The 21,863-nt window shown below is 69.9% G+C and carries 19 protein-coding genes; 11 read left to right on the forward strand and 8 right to left on the reverse strand.

The genetic code is table 11. The features are described 5' to 3' along the window. Positions 1-189 (forward strand): hypothetical protein (locus tag VNS22_RS27245; RefSeq protein ID WP_325738194.1); only part of this gene is annotated, 189 nt, incomplete at its 5' end. A gap of 55 nt (positions 190-244) precedes the next feature. Here VNS22_RS27245 and VNS22_RS27250 read toward each other — a convergent pair. After that, on the reverse strand, positions 245-1,624 hold the full coding sequence (locus VNS22_RS27250; RefSeq protein ID WP_325738196.1) for an aminotransferase: 1,380 nt from the start codon (positions 1,622-1,624) through the stop codon (positions 245-247). A 147-nt stretch (positions 1,625-1,771) separates the two neighbouring features. Here VNS22_RS27250 and hemH point away from each other — a divergent pair, with 147 nt between their 5' ends. Further along, complete coding sequence (gene hemH, locus VNS22_RS27255) at positions 1,772-2,851, forward strand: ferrochelatase (RefSeq protein ID WP_325738198.1); 1,080 nt, start codon at positions 1,772-1,774, stop codon at positions 2,849-2,851. A gap of 57 nt (positions 2,852-2,908) precedes the next feature. Here hemH and VNS22_RS27260 read toward each other — a convergent pair whose 3' ends face one another. The 3 genes from VNS22_RS27260 to VNS22_RS27270 form a co-directional block, all read right to left on the reverse strand. Next, positions 2,909-3,256, reverse strand: a complete 348-nt coding sequence (locus VNS22_RS27260; RefSeq protein ID WP_325738200.1) for a hypothetical protein — start codon at positions 3,254-3,256, stop codon at positions 2,909-2,911. A 142-nt stretch (positions 3,257-3,398) separates the two neighbouring features. Then, positions 3,399-5,978 carry a beta-propeller fold lactonase family protein gene (locus VNS22_RS27265; RefSeq protein WP_325738202.1) on the reverse strand — a complete coding sequence of 860 codons (2,580 nt, stop codon included), beginning with the start codon at positions 5,976-5,978 and terminating at the stop codon, positions 3,399-3,401. 406 nt (positions 5,979-6,384) lie between these two features. Beyond that, positions 6,385-6,966 carry a TetR/AcrR family transcriptional regulator gene (locus VNS22_RS27270; RefSeq protein WP_325738204.1) on the reverse strand — a complete coding sequence of 194 codons (582 nt, stop codon included), beginning with the start codon at positions 6,964-6,966 and terminating at the stop codon, positions 6,385-6,387. 315 nt (positions 6,967-7,281) lie between these two features. Between VNS22_RS27270 and VNS22_RS27275 the strand changes: the two genes are divergently transcribed. The 4 genes from VNS22_RS27275 to VNS22_RS27290 all read left to right on the forward strand — a co-directional run bounded on the left by VNS22_RS27275 (position 7,282) and on the right by VNS22_RS27290 (position 13,310). After that, a complete protein-coding gene (locus VNS22_RS27275; RefSeq protein ID WP_325738206.1) occupies positions 7,282-8,451 on the forward strand; it encodes an efflux RND transporter periplasmic adaptor subunit in 1,170 nt (389 codons plus the stop codon). Positions 8,452-8,461: 10 nt separating this feature from the next. Then, positions 8,462-11,620: a multidrug efflux RND transporter permease subunit gene (locus tag VNS22_RS27280; protein WP_325738208.1), complete on the forward strand. Its 3,159-nt coding sequence runs from the start codon at positions 8,462-8,464 to the stop codon at positions 11,618-11,620. 152 nt (positions 11,621-11,772) lie between these two features. Then, positions 11,773-12,693: a DMT family transporter gene (locus tag VNS22_RS27285; protein ID WP_325738210.1), complete on the forward strand. Its 921-nt coding sequence runs from the start codon at positions 11,773-11,775 to the stop codon at positions 12,691-12,693. 62 nt (positions 12,694-12,755) lie between these two features. Beyond that, positions 12,756-13,310, forward strand: a complete 555-nt coding sequence (locus VNS22_RS27290; protein ID WP_325738212.1) for an NADPH-dependent FMN reductase — start codon at positions 12,756-12,758, stop codon at positions 13,308-13,310. Here VNS22_RS27290 and VNS22_RS27295 read toward each other — a convergent pair. Further along, complete coding sequence (locus tag VNS22_RS27295; RefSeq protein WP_325738214.1) at positions 13,295-13,858, reverse strand: AAA family ATPase; 564 nt, start codon at positions 13,856-13,858, stop codon at positions 13,295-13,297. The two genes, VNS22_RS27290 and VNS22_RS27295, sit on opposite strands and share 16 nt — an antisense overlap. 135 nt (positions 13,859-13,993) lie before the next feature. On the opposite strand from VNS22_RS27295, the gene zapE reads away from it, so the two are divergent. Next, positions 13,994-15,187 carry a cell division protein ZapE gene (gene zapE, locus VNS22_RS27300; protein ID WP_325738216.1) on the forward strand — a complete coding sequence of 398 codons (1,194 nt, stop codon included), beginning with the start codon at positions 13,994-13,996 and terminating at the stop codon, positions 15,185-15,187. A gap of 884 nt (positions 15,188-16,071) precedes the next feature. Here zapE and VNS22_RS27305 read toward each other — a convergent pair. Both VNS22_RS27305 and VNS22_RS27310 read right to left on the reverse strand, forming a co-directional pair. Next, entirely contained in the window at positions 16,072-16,410 is a 339-nt protein-coding gene (locus VNS22_RS27305) for a hypothetical protein (protein WP_325738218.1), read from the reverse strand. Between the two features lie 115 nt (positions 16,411-16,525). Further along, positions 16,526-17,149, reverse strand: a complete 624-nt coding sequence (locus VNS22_RS27310) for an extensin family protein (RefSeq protein WP_325738220.1) — start codon at positions 17,147-17,149, stop codon at positions 16,526-16,528. Positions 17,150-17,179: 30 nt separating this feature from the next. Here VNS22_RS27310 and VNS22_RS27315 point away from each other — a divergent pair, with 30 nt between their 5' ends. The 4 genes from VNS22_RS27315 to VNS22_RS27330 all read left to right on the forward strand — a co-directional run bounded on the left by VNS22_RS27315 (position 17,180) and on the right by VNS22_RS27330 (position 20,253). Next, positions 17,180-18,193, forward strand: coding sequence for a divergent polysaccharide deacetylase family protein (locus tag VNS22_RS27315; RefSeq protein ID WP_325738222.1), 1,014 nt, complete (start codon positions 17,180-17,182; stop codon positions 18,191-18,193). Between the two features lies 1 nt (position 18,194). Next, positions 18,195-18,698, forward strand: coding sequence for an RNA pyrophosphohydrolase (locus VNS22_RS27320; RefSeq protein WP_325738224.1), 504 nt, complete (start codon positions 18,195-18,197; stop codon positions 18,696-18,698). 48 nt (positions 18,699-18,746) lie between these two features. Continuing rightward, complete coding sequence (locus VNS22_RS27325; RefSeq protein ID WP_325738226.1) at positions 18,747-19,355, forward strand: hypothetical protein; 609 nt, start codon at positions 18,747-18,749, stop codon at positions 19,353-19,355. A 733-nt stretch (positions 19,356-20,088) separates the two neighbouring features. Further along, positions 20,089-20,253, forward strand: coding sequence for a hypothetical protein (locus VNS22_RS27330; protein WP_325738229.1), 165 nt, complete (start codon positions 20,089-20,091; stop codon positions 20,251-20,253). A 388-nt stretch (positions 20,254-20,641) separates the two neighbouring features. Here the strand turns inward: VNS22_RS27330 and VNS22_RS27335 are convergent, their stop codons facing one another. Continuing rightward, positions 20,642-21,688 (reverse strand): LacI family DNA-binding transcriptional regulator, encoded by a 1,047-nt coding sequence (locus VNS22_RS27335; protein ID WP_325738230.1) that lies wholly within the window; start codon positions 21,686-21,688, stop codon positions 20,642-20,644. Positions 21,689-21,863: the final 175 nt, after the last annotated feature.

The following is a 21,863-nucleotide window of genomic DNA, read 5'->3' on the forward strand; positions in this document are numbered from 1 at the left end:
TTCTTCCGCGAGCAGCTCGAGACGGCCTATCGGCTGGGCGACAGCCTGTGCCTGTGGGGAACGCTGCTGCCGCGGGCGAACGGCAAGGTCCAGCGCGCCACCTGGGATCCCAAGGCGGCCTGGTGGCAGCAGACCAAGGCGTTCCTGAAGGAGAAGGGCAAGGCGGGCGCCGCCGCCTGCCATGCCTGAACGCGAGGGCGGCCGACACCGGGTCGGCCGCCCTCGATCATGAGTGGCTGCCCGCTCAGGCCGCCTGCAGCTTGTCCATCGCGTCGTCCAGTCCGGACCAGAGCCGGTCGAACAGCTGGTCGATCTCGGCCTCGTCGATGATCAGCGGCGGGCAGATGCCGATCGCGTCGAAGGGCAGGCCGCGCAGGATCAGGCCGTGCGGCAGGCAGGCATTGACCGCGGTGACCGAGGCCTTGGCCGAGGCCGGGAACTGCTCGCGGGTTGCCTTGTCCTTGACCAGCTCGACCGCACCGATCAGGCCCACGCCACGCGCCTCGCCGACCAGCGGGTGCTGCTCCATGGCCTTCAGGCGCTTCATGAAGTGCGGGGCGACCGACTGGACGTGGCCGAGCGTGTCCTCCTCCTCGTAGATCTTGAGGGTCTCGAGGGCGACGGCGGCCGAGACCGGGTGGCCGCCATAGGTGTAGCCCATGCCGATATTGCCGAGCTCGGCCGAGCGGTCGGCCAGCACCTGGTAGAACTCGTCGCTCATCAGCAGGCCCGCGATCGGCAGGTAGGCCGAGGAGAGCTGCTTGGCGACGGTCATCAGGTCGGGCTCGATGCCGTAGGTCTGCGAGCCGAACATCTGGCCGGTCCGGCAGAAGCCGCAGATCACCTCGTCGGCGACGAACAGGACGTCGTACTTCTTCAGGACCGGGATGATCTTGGGGAAGTAGCTGTCCGGCGGGACGATCACGCCGCCGGCACCCTGGACCGGCTCGGCGACATAGGCCGCGACCGTCTCGGGGCCGTGCTCCAGGATCAGGTCCTCGAGCTCCTTGGCCAGCCGATCGGTGAACTGCTCCTCGGTCTCGCCCGCCTGGCCCTCGCGGTAGAAGGTCGGCGCGGTGACGTTCAGGAACCGGTCGGCCATCGGCAGGTCGAAGCCCTTGCGGGCATATTCCAGCGCGGTGAGGTGGCCGGCCGCCAGCGTGATGCCGTGATAGGCCCGCTTGCGGCTGATGATCTTCTTCTTCTCGGGGCGGTCCTTGGCGTTGTTGTAGTACCAGATCAGCTTGATCGCGGTATCGATCGCCTCGGAGCCCGAGTTCACGAACCAGACCTTGCTCAGGCTGGCCGGGGCCATCGCCAGCAGCTTCTCGCCCAGCTCGATCACCGGCGTGGTCGAGCGGTGCGCGAACTGGTGCGAATAGGGCATGATCTCCATCTGGCGGCGCGCCGCCTCGACCAGACGCTTGTTGTCGAAGCCCAGTGCCGCGCACCACAGGCCGGCCAGCCCCTCGATATACTGCTTGCCGTCGTCGTCCTCGACCCACACGCCCTTGCCCTTGGTGATCACCAGGGGCCCCTGCTTCTCGTGAACGCGCAGGTTCGTGTAGGGATGGACCAGATAGGCGATGTCGCGGGCTGCGAGCGAGTTCGGTGCGTGGGTCATGATGGAGGAGTTCCAGGAAGCCGACGAAGCGACCTCCATGGTAGAAGCCGCGGACGGCCACGGCCACCCCCACCGGCGGCGGCCCGCCCGGCCACTTGCACATGGGCGGATGGGCATTATCTGGCAGAAGCCAGTCCGGAGGTATCGATGATCGGGCAGATCGAGCGGCCAGGCAGCCGCCTTGCGCCACCAGCCGCCGCCACCGGCCCGCTGCCACAGGGCCACCCGCCCGTCCTCCGCGAGAAGATCGGGGTGATCCTGTCCAATCTCGGCACGCCGGACGGGACCAGCTACTGGCCGATGCGCCGCTACCTGTCGGAGTTCCTGTCCGACCGCCGCGTGATCGAGAAGCCGTTTTTGCTCTGGCAGGCCCTGCTCCAGGGCGTGATCCTGACCAAGCGGCCGAGCCGCAAGGGCAAGGACTACGAGACCATCTGGAACAAGGAGCTGGACGAGGGGCCGCTCAAGACGGTGACCCGCTCCCAGGCCGAGAAGGTCCAGGCGATCCTGGCCGAGCGCTATCCGAACGTGATCGTCGATTTCGGCATGCGCTACGCCAACCCGGCGCTGCCGGCGGTGGTGGAGCGGCTGTTCCGCCAGGGCTGCACCCGGCTGGTGCTCCTGCCGCTCTATCCGCAATACAGCGCCGCCACGACCGCCACCGGCTGCGACGTGGTGTTCAAGAAGCTCATGGCGATGCGCTGGCAGCCGGCCCTGCGCACGGCACCGCCCTATCACGACCATCCGGCCTATATCCGGGCGATCGCCGACAGCATCCGCGACCATCTGGCCGGGCTGGACTGGCAGCCGGACAAGGTGGTGATGAGCTTCCACGGGATGCCCAAGGAGTACCTCCTGCGTGGCGACCCCTACCATTGCCAGTGCCACAAGACCGCGCGGCTGGTGTTCACCGAGCTGGGGCTGGAACCGGAGCGGACCCAGGTCTGCTTCCAGTCGCGCTTCGGGCCGGACGAATGGCTCCAGCCCTATCTGGACGAGACCATGGCCGCCCTGCCGAAGCAGGGCGTGAAGAAGGTCGCGGTGATCTCGCCGGGCTTCTCGGTCGACTGCCTGGAGACGCTGGAGGAGATCGAGGGCGAGAACCGCGAGATCTTCACCCATGCCGGCGGCGAGCAGTTCACCTACATCCCCTGCCTGAACGACGGCGCGGCCGGCATCCGGCTGATCGTGGAGCTGGTCGAGCGCGAGCTGGCCGGCTGGGTCTGAGCCCGGGCGGGCAGCCGGCGCCCGAAAAGGACCCGAAGCAGCGTTGCGACGGGCTCTTCAGTGCCGCTGTTCCCCGGTCATGCCGACCACCCTGCCTCCTTCCAGGGTGAAGGTCCTGGAGCTGAAGCCGGAGCAGAAGCCGGCCGCCTTGCTGGACCGCTTGCCGTCGCGCCAGTAGTAGCGGGTTTGGACCACCAGCCGGTCGGGCGTGTCCTCGAGCACGTCGGCCTGGGTCACCTGCATCGAAGGGCTGATGCAGCGGGCACCTTCCTCCCAGGCATGCGCCCTATAGTAGGCTTCGATGGCGGCGACGGCGTCCGGATGGTCGGGCAGCGGCGGCTGCAGGGTGCTGCAGCCGGCCAGCGCGGCCAGCACCGCTGCCGCCAGCCAAGGTCGCATGTTCATCCGGGTCATGCCTCGTGGTCGAACGTGTTCCACCAGCGAAGTTGCCCTAATCCGGCCTGGCGGAGAAGGCCGGCACCCCTGGCGGAACGGTCGACCCGGCAGCCCGGACCCGGGATGGCCGGATCCGGGCGGGCTGTCTCGCTCAGAACGGCGTGGTCCGCGTGCTGATCGATTCCACGAACTTCACGACTAGGGCCCACTTGGCCGGGTCGCCCAGCCCGTCGGCGAACCGGCCGTTCCCGGTGCGGTGCTTGCGGTCGGCCACGACGCAGGCGATCGTCTCGCACGCCCCATTATGCATGTAGGGCGGCGCACCGAAGATGCCGAGCAGCGACGGCACGCTGAAGCCCACTCCCTTGCCGTCATTGTTGTAGTCGATGCCGAGCGCATCCTGCTGGGCCTGCAGGACGCCGGCCACGACGACGGGCGCTGCCTTCTCCGCTCCGCCGATATTGCCGTCGATCGGGTTGCCGCGGCCTCTGACGCCCAGGTTGAACGAGCCGACATCCTCCAAGAAGCGGTCCAGGAACTGGGCGGCCACCGGGTTGCCGAACACCGGGTCCTTGGCACAGCCGGGCAGGGCCGCATTGTTGATGTTCCGCTCGCAGAAGATGTCGGTGTTCCTGGGCGGCGGCCTGAAGTCGACGATGCTCTTGCTCCACAGCCCGCCATTGTGGCACCGGGCGCAGCCGCCGGTCCGGAACAGGTCACGGCCCTGCCGGATCTGGGCGACGGGGACGCCGCCCTGGATCTGCCGGCTGTCGAGCGGGCCGTTCAGCGGGCGCACCGCGAACTGCACCCACTCCTTCATCGCGTCGAGCGACTTCACCCTGGCCGAGCTGCCGGGCAGGGTGACCGTGGCCTGGTTGCGGTTGGCGTTGGACTTGAGGAAGTCGTTGATCACGCAGGGCGGCTGGTTCGGGTTGACGTCGCCCAGGATCAGGCCGTGGTTCGGGTCGAAATTGCTCTGCGGCGGCGGCGGCGCGCTGCAGTCGATCGGGGTGGCCAGGGCACCCGCGCTGGATACGTTGCGGGTGTTGAGGTCGAAGTCCTGCACCTGGTCGCGCAGGGCGGAGTAGTTCAGGATCCGCTGCTGGTTGCGGTTGTGCGGACTGAAGGTGCCGCCCAGCGAGAGGGACTTGCGCGGGCCGGCGTTGAACGACCAGACGATGCCGTCGGTCAGGCCCTTGAAGTGGCAGCTGGCGCAGTTCTGCCAGCCCTCCTGGGACAGGCGCTCGTCGGCCGACACCCGGCCGATCCGGTTGAAGTGCCCGCGGCTGGAGAAGAACATCTCCGCGCCGACCAGGATCCGCTCGGCCCGCGAGCCGGGCGCGGGCAGGGGCGTGGTGCGAACCACCTTCACCACCCGGTCCCGGGTCAGGTCGACGATGGAGACGTTGCGCGACACGAAGTTGTTGACGTAGGCGAACCTGCCGGCCGAATCGATCACGATGCCCTGTGGGTTCTTGCCGGCATTGTTGCCACGGGTCGCCGCATTGGCGGGATCGTTCAGGTCGACATAGCGGGTGGTGTCGCCGTCCACGGTGAAGCCGAGATTGCCGTTGCCGGCCACCCTGAGCTTGACCAGCAGGTCGCTGCCGGCCGAGACCGCGTAGGCGCTGCCGGCACCGCTGGGCCTGGTGAACGCGATCGCCCAGGTGTTGGCGAAGAACAGCCGCTTCTTGTTCGGCTCCGGGTTCCTGGCTCCCAGGTGCAGGTTCAGCGCGCCGTCGTCCTGCTGGTTGGCACCGTTGATGCCCCGGATGGTGTTGACGTAGGCCTCGGTGGAATTCTGGAACTGCAGCACGCCTTCCGGTGAAGCGGCGATGTTCGGCAGGTAGGCATTGTTGCCGTGGATCACGATGCTCTGCATCTGGTTCGGGAAGGCCGTGGAGGCGGTGCCTTTGACCGGGGTCCCGTTGGCGACGATCTGGAAGCCGGTCGCCTGCGGCTGCAACCGGATCGCCTTGGCCACCTTGTAGCCGCCGATGCCGCCAGCGCCCGTGTTGATGTCCAGGCGGCAGACCAGGCCCTCCCGGCCCTGATCGTCGGCCTGCACGCCGTTGCGCCTGGTGAAGGAAATGAAGCGGGTGACGTAGAGCTTCTTGCTGTCCTGCGTCACCGCCAGGCCGCGCGGCTGGAAATGGCGCTGGCGGTCGGGGTCGTTGCACAGGCTGTCGCGCAGGTCGACATGGCCGATGACCGTCCGCGTCGCCGCGTTGATGACGGTGATCGTGTCCTGGCCGCTGTTGGCGACGAACACCCGCCGGCCGTCCGGCGAGATCACGATGTTCCAGGGCTCGGCACCGGTCGTGATCGTCCGCTCGACCCGGGCCGACCAGCCGCCATAGCCGCTGTCGTTGATCCGGATCACCGTCACGCTGCTGCCGGCGGCATTGGCGACGTAGGCGTACCGGTTGTCCGGATCCAGGGCCACGCTCTCGGGCTCGTCACCGACCCTGATCTTGGCCAGTACGGACTTGTTGTCGGTGCGCAGCACCGAAACGCTGTCGTCGGCCGGATTCACGCTCCAGACCAGCCGGTCGTCCTGCGAGATCGCGATCGGGCTGGAATAGGTGGCGCCCTGATAGACGGCTCTCGCCGCCGCCTCACCCTCCTGGGCGGCTGCGGTCGGCGCGAGTGTGCCGATCGCCAGCGTCGAGCCCAGCAACAGACCGGCGAACGAGCGCCGGCGCTTCTTCCCCATTGCCTCGGTGTGCATCCGCGGACCCTCTCTCGAAGAACAAATTCTCCCAGCGCAGAGGAATGCCGCGTATCATAGCGGATCCGAGTATGATTTCAGCACGAATATTATAAATGATCTGCAATAGACTGTAGTTGCGCAATGTCCAGAAATATCACAGCATTACTCGATGTCATGTGCCTGTCATTGCATCCGAGGATGATGGTATGGCGATGGACCGAGGGTAGGCCGGTAACGGATGCTGCCGGTCTCCGCGACGATCAGCGAGCTGTATGCTCCCTCCATCGGAGAGCATGAGGCTTGCCGCAAACGAGGAAAATGCCAGCCACCGGTGGGCTGGCGATGCTTGCGGTGTAGTGTCCGGGGGCTGCCGTGCCTTGGGCATTTCAGGACACGGCACGCGGGTGCGGGGCCGCCTGCCGACCTACCCGACGGCGTCCGCCGGTTCGGGATCGTGGTGCACTTCGTTCTCGCCGGGCCAGGCCCGCATGGCCGCCTCGACGGTGGCCAGCAGCTCGTCCCGGCTGGCCCCGTCGCGTGCCTGGATCGTCATGCCCTGCGCCATGGTCTGATAGAAGGTGGCGAGGGCGGAAGTGTTGGTGCCAGCGGGCAGCTCGCCTTCCGCCAGCGCCTGGTCCAGCCGGTCGCACAGCCGCTGCAGCGACGCCTTGCGCCGCCGGGCGAGCTCCTCGGCCAGATGGCTGAATTCCTCGCCGCAGTTCATCGCCGAGGTCACCGTCATGCAGCCGCGCGGCAGGTCCGGCCGGGTCAGCCGGTCGGCCGTGGCGCGCAGCACCGCCTCGACCGCGGCCCGCGCCGTCGGTGCCTGGGCCATGATCAGGGCGGCGGAGCTCAGCACGTCGCCCTGGTAGCGGTCGAGGGCCTCCAGGAACAGCCGCTCCTTGTCGCCGAACGCGGCATACAGGCTGGGCGGGCTGATGCCCATGGCTTCGGTCAGGTCGGCGATCGAGGTCGCGGCATAGCCCTGGCGCCAGAACAGCAGCATGGCCTGCTCGAGCGCCGCGGCACGATCGAACGATCGCGGTCGTCCGCGCCGCTTCAGACATAGTTCGTCGGGGTTCGTCATGATGAACGATAGATGGGCGAAGGATGGACCACGAGCAAGGTCCGGCGCCCGGGCGGGGGCGGCGCTGTGCCAAGTGATATTTGTCACAATCCCCAGGGTTTGACGCGACGTCATCGCTGCCCATTTCGTAGCAACTGATACAGAACCTGGAAAAAGCGTCATGCCCGAGACCGCCGTCATCAGCCCTGACTCGGGCCGGCCTCGGACACTGCGTGCCGCAGGTGGGGGACAGTCATGACGATCAGTCGGATCTGGCGCATCGGCGCCGCCTTCGCTGCCCTGACAGCACTCGCCGCTTGTGGGGACGACGGCCAGCAGCAGGCCGACGCGGCGCCCCCGCCGCCGGCCGTCACCGTGGCCAAGCCGCTCGTCCAGGAGATCGTCGACCGGGACGAGTTCACCGGCCGGTTCAACCCCTATGCCATCGTCGACGTGCGCGCCCGGGTGTCCGGCTATCTCGACCAGATCGCGTTCACGGACGGCCAGATGGTCAAGAAGGGCGACCTCCTGTTCGTCATCGACCAGCGGCCGTTCCGCAATGCGCTGCAGGAGGCCGAGGCGAACCTGGTCAGTGCCAGGGCGCGCCAGCAGCTGGCGGCCACCGACCTGGAGCGGTCGCGGGCCCTGGTATCCACCTCGGCGGTCGCCAAGGCGACCTTCGACCAGCGCCTCCAGGACAAGCAGGTGGCCGATGCCGGCGTGCAGTCGGCGGAGGCGGAGCTGGCCAAGGCGAAGCTCGACCTGGAGTTCACCGAGGTGCGCGCCCCGCTGGACGGGCGCATCTCGCGCCGGCTGGTCGATATCGGCAATCTGGTGTCGGGCGAGCCGTCGGCCACCATCCTGACCACGATCGTGGCGCTCGACCCGATCTATTTCGACTTCGACATGAGCGAGAGCGAGTTCTTGGCCTATAGCCGGGCCGCGGCCGAGGGGCGGATGGCCTCGCAGCGCGACGGCAAGGTGGAAGTCGTGCTGCGCCTGCCCGACGAGCAGAACTGGTCGCTGAAAGGCACGCTCGACTTCCTGGACAACCGGATCGACCCGGCGAGCGGCACCCTGCGCGCCCGCGCGGTCGTCGAGAACCCGAACCTGTTCCTCACGCCCGGCCAGTTCGGCCGCCTCGGCATGCCGGGTTCCGAGCCCTACGAGGCGATCCTGGTGCCGGACCGGGCCGTGCTGAGCGACCAGGCGCGCAAGCTGATCATGACGGTGGATGCCGAGAACGTGGTGCAGCCCAAGGTCGTGCGGATCGGGCCGCTCCATGACGGCCTACGCGTCGTGCGCCAGGGCATCACCGGCGAGGACGACGTGATCGTGGACGGGCTCGTGCGTGCGCGGCCGGGTGCCAAGGTGACGCCCGAGCCCGGCAAGGTCGAGGTCGAAGTCGCGACGACTGAGAACTGAGGAGCGGTCGATGCGCTTCACCCATGTGTTCGTCGACCGCCCGATCCTGGCGGCGGTCGTCTCGATCATCATCACCATCGTCGGCGGCATCGCCTATCTGGGCCTGCCGGTGGCGCAGTATCCCGAGGTGGCTCCGCCCACCGTCACGGTGACGGCGAGCTATCCCGGTGCCTCGGCGGAGACCGTGGCCGACACGGTGGCGGCACCGCTGGAGCAGGAGATCAACGGCGTGGAGGACATGCTCTACATGTCCTCGCAGTCCACCGCCGATGGCGCGCTGACCATCACCATCGCCTTCGAGCTCGGCACCGACCTGGATAAGGCGCAGGTGCTGGTCCAGAACCGCGTCTCGATCGCGGAGGCGAGCCTGCCCGAGGAGGTCCGTCGCCTGGGCATCACCACCCAGAAAAGTTCGCCCGACATGCTGATGGTCATCCATCTGCTGTCGACCGATCCGGGCGTGGACCTGCTCTATCTTTCCAACTACGCGGTGCTGCAGGTCCGTGACGTGCTGTCCCGGGTCGACGGGGTGGGCGATGTCCGCCTGTTCGGTGCGCGCGAATATTCGATGCGGGTCTGGATCGACCCGGAGCGCGCGGCGGCCCTGGACCTGACGCCGGGCGAGATCGTCGAAGCGCTGCGCGCGCAGAACGTCCAGGTTGCCTCGGGCGTGCTGAACCAGCCGCCCAATCCATCGCCGGGCGACTTCCAGCTCAACCTGGAAACCAAGGGCCGGCTGGTCGAGCCCAAGGAATTCGCCAACATCGTGGTCAAGACCGACGGCAGCGGGCGGGTGACCCGGATCCGCGACGTGGCCCGGGTGGAGGTCGGTGCCGTCGACTATTCGACCAACGGCTACCTCGACGAGGACCCGGCTTTGCCACTGCTGGTGTTCCAGCGTCCGGGCTCCAACGCGCTGGCGACATCCCAGGCGCTGCACGCCACCATGGAGGAATTGTCGCACAACTTCCCCCATGGCCTGGAATACCGGATCGTCTACGACCCGACCGAGTTCATCGCCGAATCGGTGCACGAGGTCTACAAGACCATCTTCGAGGCCGTGGCGCTGGTCGTGATCGTGGTGATCCTGTTCCTCAAGACCTGGCGGGCCTCGATCATCCCGATCCTGGCGATCCCGGTCTCGCTGATCGGCACCTTCGCGGTGATGGCCGCGATGGGCTTCTCGCTCAACAACCTGTCGCTGTTCGGCCTGGTGCTGGCGATCGGCATCGTGGTCGATGATGCGATCGTCGTGGTGGAGAATGTCGAGCGCAACCTCGCGGCCGGCATGACGCCCAACGAGGCCGCGCACCGGACCATGGACGAGGTCGGCACCGCCCTGGTGGCGATCGCCCTCGTGCTGATCGCGGTGTTCGTGCCGACCGCCTTCATCACCGGCATCTCCGGCCAGTTCTACCGGCAGTTCGCGCTGACCATCGCCGCTGCCACCGGCATCTCCCTGATCGTGTCTCTGACGCTGAGCCCGGCCCTGGCAGCATTGCTGCTGAAGCCGCACGACCCGCACCACAAGCCAGGCCGGCTGGCCCGGCCGGTGCACGCCTTCTTCCGCGGCTTCGACTATGTGTTCGACCGGGTCTCGGGCGGCTATGCCGGCCTGACCCGGCGGCTGGTGCGCCTGCCGGTGCTGATCCTGCTCGTCTATGCCGGCCTCCTGGGCTTCACCTGGTTCCAGGTGGAGCGCACCCCCGGCGGCTTCATTCCCGAGCAGGACCAGGGCTACCTGATCACCGTGATCCAGCTCCCGCCCGGCTCGTCCCTGGACCGTACCGACAAGGTGGTGCGCGAGGTGGCGGGACTGATCCGGGAAACCCCTGGCGTCGCCCACAGCGTGGCCTTCTCCGGCTTCGACGGCGCCACCTTCACCAACACGCCCAGCGGCGGCGTGATCTTCTCGGCGCTGGCTCCGTTCCCGGAGCGGGCGGCGGCGGGCCAGGACGCGAACACGATCCTTGCCGAGTTCCGCCAGCGCCTGGGCGGGGTCCAGGAAGCGATGGTGTTCAGCCTGATGCCGCCACCGGTCCGTGGCCTGGGCACGGGCGGCGGCTTCAAGATGATGATCCAGGACCGCAACGGCCGCGGCCTGCCGGCGCTGGAGGAGGCGACCCAGGCGGTGGCCGCGGCCGCCAATGCCGAACCGGGCCTCACCTCGGTATTCTCCCTGTTCAGCACCAAGACGCCCAAGGTCTATGCCGACATCGACCGGGTGCAGGCGGAGATGCTGGAGGTCCCGGCCTCCAGGGTGTTCGAGGCGCTGGAGGTCTATCTCGGCTCCGCCTACGTCAACGACTACAACCTGTCCGGGCGCACCTTCCGGGTGACCGCGCAGGCCGACTGGCCCTATCGCCAGACCCCGCGCGACGTGGCGAGGCTCAAGACCCGCAGCGACAACGGCGCCATGGTGCCGCTGGGCTCGGTCGCGACCTTCCGCGACATCACCGGGCCCTACCGGGTGGCGCGCTACAACCTCTACCCGGCGGCCGAGCTGCAGGGCTCGACCCTGCCGGGCACGTCGAGCGCCCAGGCGCTGGACAAGATGGAGCGGCTGGCGGGCGAACTCCTGCCGAGCGGCTTCGCCTATGAGTGGACCGAGCTGTCGCTCCAGGAGAAACTGGCCGGCAACACCGCGGTGTTCGCCTTCCTGGCGGCGGTCGTGTTCGTGTTCCTGGTGCTGGCGGGCCTCTATGAGAGCTGGCTCCTGCCGCTGGCGGTGATCCTGATCGTGCCGATGTGCGTGCTCGCGGCGATCAGCGGCGTGCTGGCCGCGGGCTTTGCCAACGACATCCTGGTGCAGATCGGCCTGGTCGTGCTGATCGGCCTGGCGGCGAAGAACGCGATCCTGATCGTGGAGTTCGCCAAGCAGGCCGAGGAGCGGGGCATGAACCGGCTGGATGCGGCGGTGGAGGCGGCGCGTACCCGGCTGCGCCCGATCGTCATGACCTCCCTGGCCTTCATCCTGGGCGTGGTGCCGCTGGTGATCAGCACCGGGGCGGGTGCCGAGATGCGCCGCACGCTCGGCACCACCGTGTTCGCCGGCATGCTGGGGGTGACCCTGTTCGGCCTCCTGTTCACGCCGGTGTTCTACGTGGTCTGCCGCTGGCTGGCCGGCCGGCGGCGCAGCCGGACCCAGGCGGCGGTGCCGGCCGCGTGACCGGCCGGGCGGCGGGGAGGGTGCGACACCTCCCCGCCGCTCCGCCCCGACGGCGCCGACGGGCTTGACCGGCCCGGCGGCGCCGTTTCTTGTGCCAGATCGGGACGGCGTGCGCGGCGGTCCGCGCAGCGCGATCACGGAAATGGCTGGGCATGGGCGGTGAGCGGCCGGTCTTGTGGGGCAACCTGGCCGGGGTCGCCGGCAACCTCGTCTGGGCGACCACCATCCCGGTGACGGAGATCCTGCTGGCGACCTGGCCGCCCCTGGCCCTGGCGGCCGCCCGGCTGCTCGTCGCGGCACTGGGCGTGCTCCTGCTGTTCCCGCTGCTGCGCCGCCCGCTGCTTCTGGGCGGCATTCCCTGGCCGGTCGTGCTGCGCCTGTCCTGCTTCTACATGGTGCCGTCCGTGGCGCTGATGATCTGGGGGCAGGATCTGTCCGACCCGATGGCGGCCGCGATCGTCTTCACCACCATGCCGCTGGTATCCGCCGTGATCGGCGCGGTGCAGGGTACGGAGCGGGTGCGTGGCAGCCTGCTGCTGGCCGTCGGCCTGGCGATCGCCGGCGGGATCCTGGCCAGCGGCAGCTTCGAGCAGGGTGCGCCCGGCTTTCGCGGCGGCGAGGTGGTGCTGCTCGTCTCGATCACGCTCTGGGCGCTGTTCTCCCGCGGCATCGTGCGCGACCTGCGCGGCCACGATTCCCTCACACAGTCGCTGGTGACGCTGGCGGCCGGTGGCGCCGCGCTCACTCTGCTTTCCGCCGGGCTGACGGGCGCCGGCTGGCTGCCGCCGGTGGCGCCCGATGGGCGAGAGATCCTGCTGCTGCTCTGGATGGGCTGCATCGGCATCGGCCTGTCCATGCCGCTCTGGTTCCTGTCGGTGCGGCTCCTGGGCGTGACCATCGCGTCGATGCACCAGAACCTGCTGCCGTTCTATGTCGTGGTGCTGGCGGTGCTGCTGGGCCAGGGCGAGATCGGCGGTCGCACCCTCGCAGGTGCCGCTCTGGTGAGCCTGGGCGCACTGGTGGCCCAGCTTCCCTGGGCCAGGATGTGGCGCGGCCGGGCTACCCCTGTCTGAGCCCTTGCTCTGTCTTGCGGTCGCTGCAAGTTCAGGACGGAGCCATTGTCCGGGAGGGGAGCATGCCGCATATCGCCGTGATCGTCGGAAGCCTCCGGCGGGAATCCATCAACCGCAAGCTCGCGCAGGCACTCGCCAGGCTCGCCGGGAGCCAGTGCCGGTTCGACCTGCTCGAGCTGGGCGACATCCCGCTCTACAACGAGGACCTGTTCGATCCTGAGCCACCGGCACCGGTCCAGCGGATGAAGGCAGCGGTCACAGAGGCCGACGCGGTGCTGTTCGTGACGCCGGAGTACAACCGCTCGTTCACGCCGGCGGTGAAGAACGTGCTGGACTGGGGCAGCCGGCCGTACGGCAAGAGCTGCTGGCCGGGCAAGCCCGCCGCGATCGTCGGCGCTTCGCCGGGTGCGATCGGTACTGCCGTGGCCCAGTCTCACCTCCGCCATGTCCTGGTCGGGCTGGGCATGGCGCTGATGGGCCAGCCGGAGATCTATCTGACCTTCAAGCCCGACATGATCGATGCCGAGCACAACGTGGTGGACGACCGCACCCGCCAGCTCCTGGGCAACCACCTGGCTGCCTTCCTCGCCTGGATCGAGCGTCACCGGCCGGGCTGATCCGCCGGGCCAGCGGTCAGCCGGTCCAGCAGGAACGCCGCGCGTGCCGCCACGGGCAGGCGCGGCACCTCGACCAGCGTATAGCCGAGCTCGCCATAGGTCCTGACCATCTCGGCATGGGTCTGCCTGGCGATCTCCGGCGACTGGCGGCGCTCCCGGTCCTGGACGAAGATCTCGGGCCAGGGCGGGCAGACGAATACCTGGCGATGGTAGCGGTACGTGCGTGCGGCATCCGTCAAGGCGGGCGGCACCGGCAGGCCCTCCAGGCGCAGATAGCCCAGCACGTCCGGGATGCCGCGATCGAACCAGAGCCGGGAGCTGCCGGCGGCGCGGTGGAAGTTCGCCAGCTCGCGCTCCAGCATGGCCCGGGTGAAGGCAGTCCGGTCGCCCCAGGGCAGGGCATTGCCGCCACTTCTCACCTGCTCCTGGATGATGGCGCGGCCGGTCTCGGCGACGCACCGCTCGCCAAGTCCGTTCAGGGCAGCGAGCAGCGTGCTCTTGCCCGAGCCGGGGCCGCCGGTGAGCACGATACGACAGGGCTGGTGCAAGGATGGTTCCTCCGATCGTCGGTCGGGTGCGGCCATGGGTGCCGGACGGATCGACTTTTGCCAGGGACTTGCTAATCCGCCCCGGGGCCGGCCTTGCCGCCGGCGCCATGTCCATTTCTCAGCAAAGGCAGGAACTTGACCGGACCTCTCGCGCTCTACCGGGAGAAGCTCGCCCAAGGCGAACTGAAGGCCGATCCCGATCAGGAGCGGGCGGTCCAGCGCCTGCAGCGCCTGCACGACGAGCTGGCGGCCCGTCCGCCACGGGACGGCAATGGCGGCAATGGCGGCAATGGCGGCGGGTTCTGGAGCGGCCTGTTCGGCCGCAAGGCGTCGCCCGCGCCGCCGCCGGTCAAGGGCCTCTATCTCTGGGGATCGGTCGGCCGCGGCAAGTCGATGCTGATGGACCTGTTCGTCGCGGCCACGCCGGAGCCGAGGACCCGGCGGGTCCACTTCCATGCCTTCATGCTGGAAGTGCAGCGCCGGCTGCACGAGCTGCGCCAGGCCGGTGCGGAGGGCGATCCGGTCGGGCGGCTGGCCGATGCGATCGCCGCCGAGACGCGGCTATTGTGCTTCGACGAGTTCCACGTGGTCAACATCGCGGACGCGATGATCCTGGGCCGGCTGTTCACCGGCCTGTTCGATGCCGGCGTCACCGTGGTCGCGACCTCGAACTGGCCGCCGGAGCGGCTGTACTGGAACGGGCTGAACCGCGAGCGCTTCCTGCCGTTCATCGCGCTGCTGCAGGAGCGGGTCGACGTCCTGAGCCTGAACGGCCCGGTCGATTACCGGGTCGAGCGGCTGCGCGACCTCGCCACCTGGTTCGCCCCCCTGGATGAGGCAGCGGCCGAGGCGGCGGAACGGCTGTTCCTGGCGCTGACCGACGGGCAGCCGGGGGCACCGGTCGATCTGTCCGTAGGTGCCCGCAGCCTGAGGGTCGCCCGGGCCGAGGGGCCCATCGCCTTCTTCGACTTTCCCGAGCTGTGCGACCGGCCGCTGGGAGCCGCCGATTATCTGGCGATCGCCGAGCGCTTCCGGGTCGTGTTCCTGGCCGGCGTCCCGATCCTGGCCCCGGCCCGGCGCAACGAGGCCAGGCGCTTCATGACCCTGGTCGACGTGCTCTACGAGAACCGGCGCCTATTGGTGGTCACCGCGGCCGGACGGCCGGACGAGCTCTACCCGGTCGGGGAGGGTGCCTTCGAGTTCCAGCGGACGGTCAGCCGGCTCCTGGAGATGCAGAGCAGTGCCTGGCTGGAAGCCGCGGATGCGGCGGGCGGCGAACTCCTGCGCCGGGACTTCGCCCCGTTCGCGCTGACCTCGGACCTGAACTGAACCACGCCACGCATCCGCGGCGGTGGCCGCGGCGATGAGGCCCAGTGCTGCCGGCAGGGCGGCGAACGGCATCGCCAGCACGGTCATGGCCGGGCGTGCTGTATGAATCTGGCCGAGGCCGTCCCAGAACAGCCAGGCGGTGGCCAGGAGGAAGCCCGCGGCCGCCGTCCAGGGCAGGGCGGCACTCGCTCCGCCTCTCACCGCCGGCAGGAGCCGGCGCCAGCACCAGGCGACGGCCAGCATCCCGGTCCACGGTGCGGTGGCGAGCAGGGTCAGGAGCAGGGGCGACACCTGCTCGGGTACGGCCGTGCCACTCACCGCACCCGCCCAGGCCAGCGCCCACTGGTTGAACGTGCCATGGCTGAACCAGGCGGCCGCGAACGCCAAGGCGGCAGCGCCCAGACCGGCGGTCGGCCTAGCCAGCAGCACCACCGCGGCAGCGATTCCGGCGGCGTAGTGGGCCGGCAGCGAAACCAGGCTGCGGATCAGCAGGAGCGTGCCGTCCTCGTCCGTGCCCGCCAAATAGAGCAGGTTCTCGTAGCTGCCGAAGCCCAGCGAGATCAGGATCGCGGCCTCGGCGCGGGCCGGCGCCGCCGCGACCGGCAGGCGCGGTGCCAGTACCAGCCAGAGCGCCAGGGCCTTGGCCAGTTCCTCCAGCATCCCGGATTCCAGCCAGCCGCTGGCCAGCGTGGCATAGGCGGGCGGCATGGCGGAGGCGAACGGCGCCACGATCGCGAAGGGGGCCAGCAGCGGTGCCAGCAGCATGCCCAGGCCGAAGGCATCGGCGCGCTGGCGGGGCGTGGCGGCATGGGCGGTGCGGGCGAGCGTCAGGAGCAGGAGCAGGCCCGGCATCGCCAAGGCGGCTGGCAGCCAGAGCAGGCCGCTCATGGCAGGTCGCCGCCCGGGATGCCGACCAGCAGGCCCAGCAGCCCGAACAGCGCCAGTGCCGCGCCCGCCACCAGCGGCGGCAGCAGCAGGGGACGCAGACGGCAGGGCCGGCCGATCCGGCCCCGGCCGGCCAGCGTCGCCAGCACGGCGTGCGCCAGCAGGAGCATCAGGACGGCGGCGCCCGGCCGGCCGTGCCACAGCAGCAGGAAGGGCGCGGCCAGTGCCGCCGTGGCTGCGGCCGGCAACCCGGCCGACAGTGCCCACCACCCGCCGAACAGGAGCGCTGGCCATGCGGCCGGCCTGATCTCGTCGTCGCGCTGCGCCTGGTCGTCCATGGAGCGCCTTCCGCTGATCGCCTGCCGCATCGCTAGCCGGTTTCACGCCGGGCGTGCGGGACCATCACGGTTAACGCACATTAAGGTACCGTGGCGGGACCGGTGCCGTCTGCCGTCAGCCCACCTGGCAGAGCCGCCAGGGGCCGATGTCGACATGGAGATGGTCGTGGTGGAAGCGGTCGGCCGGCGGACCCAGCACGACCTGGAAGTGCCGGCACGCCGCCTTGCCGACCGCGCGCAGGAACCGGCCGGCGGCGTCTTGGCGGTACCAGTCCCGCGCGACGTCGATGCGGCGGCCATCCGCGAGCTGGAAGCCGCGCACGTCGATCGCGCGTGCCGAGGCATGGAGGCTGGGCCGGCTGCTGTTGCCGGTCATCGAGCGGCAGGACCAGCTCCCGGCAGTCAGCACGGCCGTCACCGGCGCACCGGCCTCTGTCCGGGCGAGCCGGTCCAGTTCCGGCACGAAGCCGGTCCAGGCGGCCGCCATGGCACAGGAGGTCTCGAGCGGCGGCAGCAGCGCCGGGCCGGCGCGCTCGAGAACCAGAGGCTGATCCACGCTGCAGGCACCGCCCGGCGCTGCCGGCCAGGGGCCGAAGTGCGCGCCGGATCCTGCGAGCGCCGCCATGCAGCCCGGATCGGTCGGGGGAGTGGCAGGCCGCCGCGTACCGCAGCCGGCGAGCAGTGCCAGCAGGGCCAGGGCAATGCAGCCGGGCAGGAATCGAACAAAGTCTTTCGGCATTAACGCTGGATTCACCGGTAGGAAGCGAAGATGGCGCAAGGCGGCGGGGCCATGCTCGCGTGCGGGGTCCGTGGCCGCCGTCTGTCCTGGTCGATCGGAGCAGCCTTGTCCTTCCTGCGCCAGTCGTCTTGCCGGCTCTGCCGCGGTCCGCAGCTCCCCTGGGTACTGATCGGGCTGTTTTTGGCCGCTTTGGCCTGGGCCGGCGGTACCGCGATCCTGTCGGCGCGGGCCGGGGGCGGCTCGGTGACCGAGGTCGCGATCCAGCGGCTGCCGGCCGTGCCGGCTTCGGGAGCCCCGGCCGCTGACCAGCCGGCGGAACCTGCGGGCGGGCGGGTCGCGGTGATCCTGGCCGGTGCCGGGCTCGATCCGGCCCTGGCGCGCGCGGCACTCGACCTGCCGGCACCGGTGGCCCTGGCCTGGTCGGTCTATGCCGACCGGCCGCCGCCGTTCCAGGCGGAGCTGCGCCGGCGCGGCCACGAGATCTGGCTGGACCTGCCGGTGTCGCACGGCGATCCCACCCGATTCGATGCGGGTCCGCTGGCGATCTCGCCTACCCGGGGGGATGCGGACAATCTCGACCGGCTGACGCTGGCACTCGGCCAGGTCGCAGCACCCGCCGGCGTGCTGGTGGAGCCGGGTGCCTTCGGCGCCCGCCCGCAGCGGCTGCTGCCGGTCCTGGCAGCGCTGGGCGAGCGGCACGCGCCGGTCGTGCTGCATGGCGAGTTCGCGGCGCTGCTTGCGCGGGAAACTCCCGGAGAGGTGGGGCTGGCGCTCGGCTCGCTGCGGGTCACCAGCCTGCCGGCCAGGGTCGACGAATTCCTCCAGGGGCTGGGCGCCGCGGCCTCGGCCGATGGCCGGGCGCTGGGTGTGCTGCCGAGCCATCCTCTCGTGATCGAGCGTCTGGCGCGCTGGCTGCGGGGCCTGCCCGTTCAGGGCTTGACGCTGGTGGCACCTTCGTCGCTCCTGCGCGCCCGGGCCGGTGCGGTGCCGGCCGGGGTGGAAGGCGCGGCTGCCGTGGCAGCCGGCCGGCAGCACGAGGGATGAGATGGACGAGGAAGGCAGCTGCATCGTCTCGGCCGAGCCGCTGGCGGGCTATCGCCCTTGTGTCGGGATCCTCCTGCATCGGCCGGGCCGGGGCCTGTTCCTCGGCCGGCGGATCGACACGATGGTCGAGGCCTGGCAGCTGCCCCAGGGCGGGATCGACGACGGCGAAACGCCTTTGACCTCGGCGGTGCGCGAACTGCGCGAGGAGGCGGGCACCGATGCCGCCAGCCTCGTGCGCGAGAGCCAGTGCTGGCGTGCCTACGACCTGCCGCCCGATCTCGCGGCGAAGTCCTGGCAGGGGCGCTACAAGGGGCAGACCCAGCGCTGGTTCCTGTTCCGCTTCGACGGCGATGATGCCGACATCGATCTGGTCGGCCATGGCGAGGAAGCCGAGTTCGCCGAATGGCGTTGGGCCAGGCCCGATGAAGTCATGCGGCTGATCGTGCCGTTCAAGCGCGCGATCTACCGGGACGTGTTCCAGGAGTTCGCGGCGGAGCTGGCCTAGGCGGTGCGGCTGGCCGTGATGCCGGAACGGCGGTGCGGCCTGCGGTTGATGGCAGCCGCCGCAGGCCGGCCGGGCGGCCTACGGCTGGTGGCGCTGCTGCTGGGCGTGCTGTTGACCGCCTGCGGGCGCACCGCGAGCCCGCCGACGCGGCCCGCGCCAGCGCCGCCGGTGGTCTCGGTTCCGGCGCCGGTGGTGCGGGCGGATGACCAGGAGCGGCTCTGCCTCGGGCTGCGGCAGGTGGTGGCGGCATGGCCGGAAGCGTTCGCCGGCTTGCGCGGCCCTCCGACCGGGCCGGCCGGCTGGCAGGCTCCGCCGCTCGACGACGCGTTCGCCCGATGCCGGATCGAGGGCAGCGGGCTCCTGACCGCGAGCCATGCCTGCCTCGCCCGTCCGGGCGGCGTTGCCGACCGCGCGGTGGCGGCCGCGGGCTTCCAGGCGACCGGTGCCCGGATCGATCGCTGCCTGGCCGAGCCCGACCCGGCCAGCGTGCGCCGCTGGGTCAAGGCCGGCATGGTCGAACTCGCGGGTGGCGAGCGGCAGGTCCTGTGGCACGACGAGGCAGCCTGGCCGCGGCCGGCCGTGCAACTCAAGCTGGAGGAGGATTACGACCAGCCGGGCGCCTGGCGCTTGCGCCTCGCCACCTACACGATGCGCTGACGAGGCCGGACCCTGGGCTGCGCCGGCAGGCCGGAGCGGCGGGCCGGGCATGATCAACATGGGCGCTGGGCGGGGCCGGACATGGCCGGTGCCCATGCCCGGCCGGAAGCTGCCGCACCGTCCGTGGCCGTGGCGCAGCCTCGCAAAACGTCATTCCGCCCTGCGGCGCTGGTGAGCCGGGCGTGGCGAGGCAGGCACCGGCCAAGCGAGTGGGCAGAGGCGGACGATGCCCGCCTCCGGTCCCGAGCCGCGTCTCCGCTGACCTCATCTGCACCACCGGGGGCGGCAGAACTGCGGAAGCCGTGCATGGCGGGCTGAAGGCGGGCCCGGTCAGGCCGGAACTGGGCGGGGAACCGAGGGGTCGACGGAAGCTGCGCCAGCTTCCGCCCTGCAACGGCCTGCCATTCGATCGAAGCCGGATGTCGTCAGACGGGAGACGGCTGAACGGGCGGCCGTGGTGGAGGGCTGCCTCAGCCGCAACCGCATTCCTTGGCAGCCCCCATCCGGACGAGGCGGGGAAGTGTCGCCCGGTGACCGGTGCCGGTGCAACCAGGCCGCAGTCGGCAACCGCACGCCAGCCCTGGCCGGTTCTTTCCAGCCGAGGCGCTTGCCAAGCGGGGTGGATCCGTCATGCTGCATTGCGGCAGTCGCCGCGTCGGACGATGCGTGCGCGGCTCATCGGTCGATGGAAGGCCGCCGCGCTTCATTCGCGCTGCAGTAGAGGTGGACGCTCATGAGCCCGAGACCATCGGAGATCTGGCGCCGCGACTTCTCCGCACGCCCGCGGCCGTTTCGTCCCATCGGCTTCCTGTTCCAGCAGGGACGCCGGCCTGCGGCCTGGCTCGCCCTGGCGATCTGCGGGATCATCGTCGTGGTCTTGTGGGGTGATTCCGGCTGAGGTTCGCACGTACCGCAGGTTCGGTCGTGCAGGATCGCGCCCCCTACCGCCACGCAGCCGGTACTGCCGGTCACCTGCCTTTCCGCCCCCGGTCACACCGAGGATGCGGTCTCGGAGCGCGTGACGCCGGATCCTGAGAGGGCGCCATGGTGCCTGGAAAGGCGAGGCGAGGATACGGCCCTCCGACCGGCCGGCTGCCGGTCAGCCTCGGTGTCGGGCAACCGGAGGCCCGGCCGGGTGCTCGCCCGGCGGCTGCTCCGTTTGCACCACAGGGCGCCGCGGGGTCCGCACCGTCGCCAGCATCCGGCCCGGCGGCCGAGGCGGCCGGGCTCCGCAACGGGCGGCCGATCCGGCGAGGCAACGGGGCGCTGTGGTCCGCTGGGCGGGCTCACCCATGGGGCGGCGGGGCGGTGCTGGCACGCAGAACGAGCGGCGCGTCGAGAATCAGGTGCTCCACCGGCTGCTCGATCCGTTCGCCGCGCCCGGCCAGGCGGGTGAGCAGCCGGTCGGCGGCGACATGGCCGATCTCGTAGGCGGGATTGGCCACGGCGCTGAGCGGCGGATGGCAGAGCGCGTACCAGTCCTGGTCGTCGAACCCGACGACCGAGATCTCGTCCGGGATGCGCAGGCCGGCCCGGCGCAGCCCGACCAGCACGCCCTGGGTCATCATGTTGTTGGTGGCGAACAGCGCGGTCGGGCGGGGGGACAGTTCCAGCAGCCGGTCCACGGCGCGTTCGCCGCCCTCGGCCAGCAGGTCGGCGCGGAGGACCAGCGCCTCGTCATAGGCGATGCCGTGGCGGCCGAGTGCCCTGGTATAGCCTTCCAGCCGGTGCCGGTCGAAGGTCGCGTCCATCGGGCCGGTGACGATCGCGATCCGCCGGTGACCTTGCTCCAGGAGATGGCCGACCACCGCTTCGGCCGTGGCCCGGTTGTCGATCGTGACGGTGTCGGCCTCCAGCCCGGGCACGTCGGAATCGACCAGGACCACCTGCACGCCGCGTTGCTGGGCCTCGCGGAAATGCTCGGCGCTCGCCGCCGAGGTCGCCGCGATCAGTCCGTCGATCTGCTTTTCCACGAGCACCCGGACCAGCGAGCGCTCGCGCTCCAGCGAATTGCCGGTATTGCCCAAGATCACGCTGTAGCCGGTCTGGGACAGGCGCGATTCCACGCCGCTGGCGATCCCGCCGAAGAACGGGTTGGCGACATCGGCCAGTAGAAGGCCGATCGTGAAGCTCTGGCGGCTGCGCAGGCTGGCGGCGATTGAGTTCACCACATAGCCCAGCCGCAGCGCGGTCTGACGGACCCGCTCCGCCGTGGCCGGAGTAGAGCCGCTCTCGATCCCGGCCAGCACCCGCGACACCGTCGCCTTGGATACGCCGGCCGCCTTGGCCACGTCCTCCATGGTCGGCCGCTTGCGCCACTCCATCGCACGCATTCCTTTTCCATCCGCCACGCGCCCGGTCCGGCGGACGCTGCCGAGGCGCAGCATATAGCGCTTGACGAGGCGGATCATCCGGAATGAAATCGGTTGTGTAAATCGTTTTACGAATGGCAGGCCCCAGGCAACGGTGACATGGGGCCAAGCAGGTCCGGCGATGGTGGAGTGGTCC

It is taken from the genome of Geminicoccus sp., from assembly GCF_035556675.1.
In the GTDB taxonomy this organism is placed as follows: domain Bacteria; phylum Pseudomonadota; class Alphaproteobacteria; order Geminicoccales; family Geminicoccaceae; genus Geminicoccus.

What these genes read in the sequence shown, in the direction of transcription:
- VNS22_RS27270 (WP_325738204.1), bottom strand. Translation starts at nt 6,966, where the DNA reads ATGCTGCTGTTCTGGCGCCAGGGCTATGCCGCGACCTCGATCGCCGAC.
- VNS22_RS27290 (WP_325738212.1), top strand. Translation starts at nt 12,756, where the DNA reads ATGCCGCATATCGCCGTGATCGTCGGAAGCCTCCGGCGGGAATCCATC.
- VNS22_RS27305 (WP_325738218.1), bottom strand. Translation starts at nt 16,410, where the DNA reads ATGGACGACCAGGCGCAGCGCGACGACGAGATCAGGCCGGCCGCATGG.
- VNS22_RS27315 (WP_325738222.1), top strand. Translation starts at nt 17,180, where the DNA reads ATGGCGCAAGGCGGCGGGGCCATGCTCGCGTGCGGGGTCCGTGGCCGC.
- VNS22_RS27335 (WP_325738230.1), bottom strand. Translation starts at nt 21,688, where the DNA reads ATGCGTGCGATGGAGTGGCGCAAGCGGCCGACCATGGAGGACGTGGCC.
- VNS22_RS27280 (WP_325738208.1), top strand. Translation starts at nt 8,462, where the DNA reads ATGCGCTTCACCCATGTGTTCGTCGACCGCCCGATCCTGGCGGCGGTC.
- VNS22_RS27260 (WP_325738200.1), bottom strand. Translation starts at nt 3,256, where the DNA reads ATGAACATGCGACCTTGGCTGGCGGCAGCGGTGCTGGCCGCGCTGGCC.
- hemH (WP_325738198.1), top strand. Translation starts at nt 1,772, where the DNA reads ATGATCGGGCAGATCGAGCGGCCAGGCAGCCGCCTTGCGCCACCAGCC.
- VNS22_RS27310 (WP_325738220.1), bottom strand. Translation starts at nt 17,149, where the DNA reads ATGCCGAAAGACTTTGTTCGATTCCTGCCCGGCTGCATTGCCCTGGCC.
- VNS22_RS27325 (WP_325738226.1), top strand. Translation starts at nt 18,747, where the DNA reads ATGGCAGCCGCCGCAGGCCGGCCGGGCGGCCTACGGCTGGTGGCGCTG.
- VNS22_RS27250 (WP_325738196.1), bottom strand. Translation starts at nt 1,624, where the DNA reads ATGACCCACGCACCGAACTCGCTCGCAGCCCGCGACATCGCCTATCTG.
- VNS22_RS27320 (WP_325738224.1), top strand. Translation starts at nt 18,195, where the DNA reads ATGGACGAGGAAGGCAGCTGCATCGTCTCGGCCGAGCCGCTGGCGGGC.
- VNS22_RS27275 (WP_325738206.1), top strand. Translation starts at nt 7,282, where the DNA reads ATGACGATCAGTCGGATCTGGCGCATCGGCGCCGCCTTCGCTGCCCTG.
- VNS22_RS27285 (WP_325738210.1), top strand. Translation starts at nt 11,773, where the DNA reads ATGGGCGGTGAGCGGCCGGTCTTGTGGGGCAACCTGGCCGGGGTCGCC.
- VNS22_RS27265 (WP_325738202.1), bottom strand. Translation starts at nt 5,978, where the DNA reads ATGCACACCGAGGCAATGGGGAAGAAGCGCCGGCGCTCGTTCGCCGGT.
- VNS22_RS27330 (WP_325738229.1), top strand. Translation starts at nt 20,089, where the DNA reads ATGAGCCCGAGACCATCGGAGATCTGGCGCCGCGACTTCTCCGCACGC.